Source organism: Salinihabitans flavidus, from assembly GCF_900110425.1.
In the GTDB taxonomy this organism is placed as follows: domain Bacteria; phylum Pseudomonadota; class Alphaproteobacteria; order Rhodobacterales; family Rhodobacteraceae; genus Salinihabitans; species Salinihabitans flavidus.
Map to the genome: position 1 here is coordinate 1 of NZ_FODS01000065.1, position 2,926 is coordinate 2,926.

2 protein-coding genes are annotated in these 2,926 nt (G+C 54.8%); one reads left to right on the forward strand and one right to left on the reverse strand.

The window, feature by feature from the left end:
• Window positions 1-90 precede the first annotated feature (90 nt).
• Window positions 91-1,656, reverse strand: a complete 1,566-nt coding sequence (locus tag BMW66_RS19735) for a tyrosine-type recombinase/integrase (RefSeq protein WP_093120872.1) — start codon at window positions 1,654-1,656, stop codon at window positions 91-93.
• Between the two features lie 315 nt (window positions 1,657-1,971).
• Between BMW66_RS19735 and BMW66_RS19740 the strand changes: the two genes are divergently transcribed.
• Entirely contained in the window at window positions 1,972-2,577 is a 606-nt protein-coding gene (locus BMW66_RS19740) for a thermonuclease family protein (RefSeq protein WP_245729576.1), read from the forward strand.
• The last annotated feature ends 349 nt before the right edge of the window (window positions 2,578-2,926 follow it).

The following is a 2,926-nucleotide window of genomic DNA, read 5'->3' on the forward strand; positions in this document are numbered from 1 at the left end:
AGCAGAGGAGGCCTTCTATGCAAGCTTGAATGCCGTCGAAAAAGTAGCCTAATCATTGAACCAGAAACTCTCCGGTAAACCCGGGGCGGTTCAAATGGCCTCTTTCAACTGAGCCAGCGTGAAGCCTTCCTTGTTGTAGGACGTCTGCGTAACGCCAGACCTTGCGTGGCCAACTATACTTTGCACGATGGGTTCAGGAACATCCATTTGGCTAAGGCGGGTAACCATGGTGTGGCGGAAGCTGTGATACACTAGCCCCGACTGTTTAATGCCTAACTTAGGCAAGAAACTCTTATTACACCAGCGGCCCAAATTGCGGCCATAGCCGCCGTTGGCACTGTAACTGTAGTCGGGGAACAGGCGCGTGCCGTGTCTGCGGCTGTCCACGAAACAGAGAAAGCCAAGCCGTATCAACTCGGAGTGCAGCGGCACTTTGCGCCTACCCGCCTTTGACTTCACGCTCTTGTTGCCGTCGCCTTCGTCCGTGATGTTCAGGAACCATGTATCGCCGTCCTGCTGCACATCAGCAATGTCGAGTTGGCAAATCTCGTTCAGACGCGCACCAGTGAACATGCCCAAGAGCATCCCCCACTTGTGGCTGTCTTTGCGTACCAGCTTGGACGTGTTTTCGGTCAACTCAGTGTAGATCAGGCGGGCTTGGTCCGGAGTGAAGGGCTTGCGCTCACTTTTGCTGGCCTCGTCCTTCTTCACTTTCATGCCTTCAAAAAGCGTATGCGGCGAATGTCCGTGCCGCTCTGCCCAGTCGAAAAACATTTTGAACATCTGGATATGGCTGTTGATCGTTTTGGCCGCGATCTTCTTGTGCCCCGGTTCCTTGATGACCTGCATCAGCGGCATGGCTTTCAGCTTGGGCTTTGTATTCCGGCTGGCTGGAATCGCCTGCAAGACTTTCTTGACCTCGCTCGCATCCTGCTTGGTGATCGTGGCAAGTAGACGATCATGGCCGAAGTATTCGACAAGGACGTTCAGGTAAGCCCGGTTCTGGCCGATGGTCTTGTCAGCCCATTGGCGTGAATGCTCTGCGATGAAATCATCCACTGCTGCGCCCAAAGGCGATGAGGCTGGCAGAGCGGGCGCAGGAGCGGCAGGGGCGATAGCCCGGGCTCCGTCATACGAATAATGCTCAAGGCGCTCAGTGGCCTCCAGAACGGCCCTGAGAAGGTCCCGGCGACCCTTCCGGAGTTCGCGTTGCATCATGGGCTGGCTGGATTGCCAGTCCTGCACCGTCAGGCCCGATTTTCTCAGGAACGGCTTGACGGGAAGGTACTGGTCGCTCTCCTTCTCCATGTCGAGATAGCTTTCGTGGTCCAGCATCTCGCACCGAACGTCTTCCAAGGCGTTCTTCGACAGGCCGCGCCGGTCCAGCCAATCAAGGTACTGGTCCAGTTGCGCCTTGAAGTAGGCTTGCACCTTCTCGCGTATCTCGCTTTGTCGAAGTCCTGCCAAGGCGTTGCTCTCACGTAGTATTTGCCCGCACGATGCAAGATGTCGGGCTAGTGCGCCAGCCCTATCCGGGCAACGTGTTCGGAGTGATACTCGGACGGTTGTTCGCTTTCCCTCTATGGATGGAGGGATAGGCCAACGGAAGTAGTAAATCCCATGTCTTGAGGGGCTTAGATAGGATGACAGCTTCATAGGGTGTGTGTCCCACTTTGTGTCACACCCGACTGCTCAGTCGCTAACCCTATGATTTAGAACAAAATGGAGGCGAGTACCGGAATCGAACCGGTGTACACGGATTTGCAAAACTGGGTATGTGTCTGAATTTAATGGGATTTATGTTTAGAAATGGTGCATTTTTCGGCGGAACGTAACGGGAATGTTTAGACGCTAGAACGGTGCTTTCACCGGCTTTGAAAGAGCCTGTGATGCGATACCTAAGTCGATGAATATTCGCCTGAATTGTGCCGCGCGCCGTTGACGCATGTCATAAAATGCACCCATTCTGAGGTGAACAACTTTCTGTTGATCAGCTTTGAGGTGTCCACATTGTTCATTAGGATCATTCGCGCATTGTTTTTCAGCCGCCCTGCGAGACGGCGGGAGCCGCCGCGATCTCGTGATATTGTCACTCCGTTTCTGCGGCCCGTGCGCAAGCCGATGCCTTCACGGACTGCTGTGTCTAGCACGCAGAGACACCAGCCAGCTCAAGCGCCCGCCCATCCGCACGAGACCACGCTCACCGGTAAATGCTACGTGGTCGATGGCGACACGATCCGGATAGGAAAGGTTAACATACGCTTGGCCGGCGTCGACGCGCCAGAACTTGAACATCCTTGGGGCAAGAAGGCAAAATGGGAATTGGTCAACCTTTGCAAAGGGCAAATCATCACCGCCGAGATCGAGCCGGACTTGTCCTATGACCGGCTTGTCGCGACCTGCTTTCTGCCGGACGGTCGCGATTTGAGCGCGGAAATGGTCCGTAGCGGAATGGCGCTAGATTGGCCGAAGTTTTCCGGTGGAAAATACCAACACTTGGAGCCGGAAGGCGTGCGTAAGAAATATTGGAAAGCGGCGGCGAGGCAGCGCGGGCATATGCATGTTTTCCATAAGTGAGGAGGGTTCGGCCCAGACCGGCCATCCACGATCTGGAGCAATGCTGCGGCGCAGCCTGTCAGAGCGGCCATTCGCTGCTTATGTAAATCCGACGACGACTTGAGCAAGCGGTTAGCCGGACTAGGCGTACCTTGCCTTCGGGAAGGGAAAATGACCACATCTGACTTGATTGCCCAAGAACGGCCCCATACTGCCAAAACCATGAAAGGCGAGCCAGATGAGTAGTGAAATTCCGCTCCCAGAGACACTTGGCGGTGACCTGCCCCCCAAAAACCGGGCCATTCAAAAGTAGAGTTTGTTCTCGTAACGTTCAAAACGACAAGGAGAACAGACGATGCGCAAATCACGT

What these genes read in the sequence shown, in the direction of transcription:
- BMW66_RS19735 (WP_093120872.1), bottom strand. Translation starts at nt 1,656, where the DNA reads ATGAAGCTGTCATCCTATCTAAGCCCCTCAAGACATGGGATTTACTAC.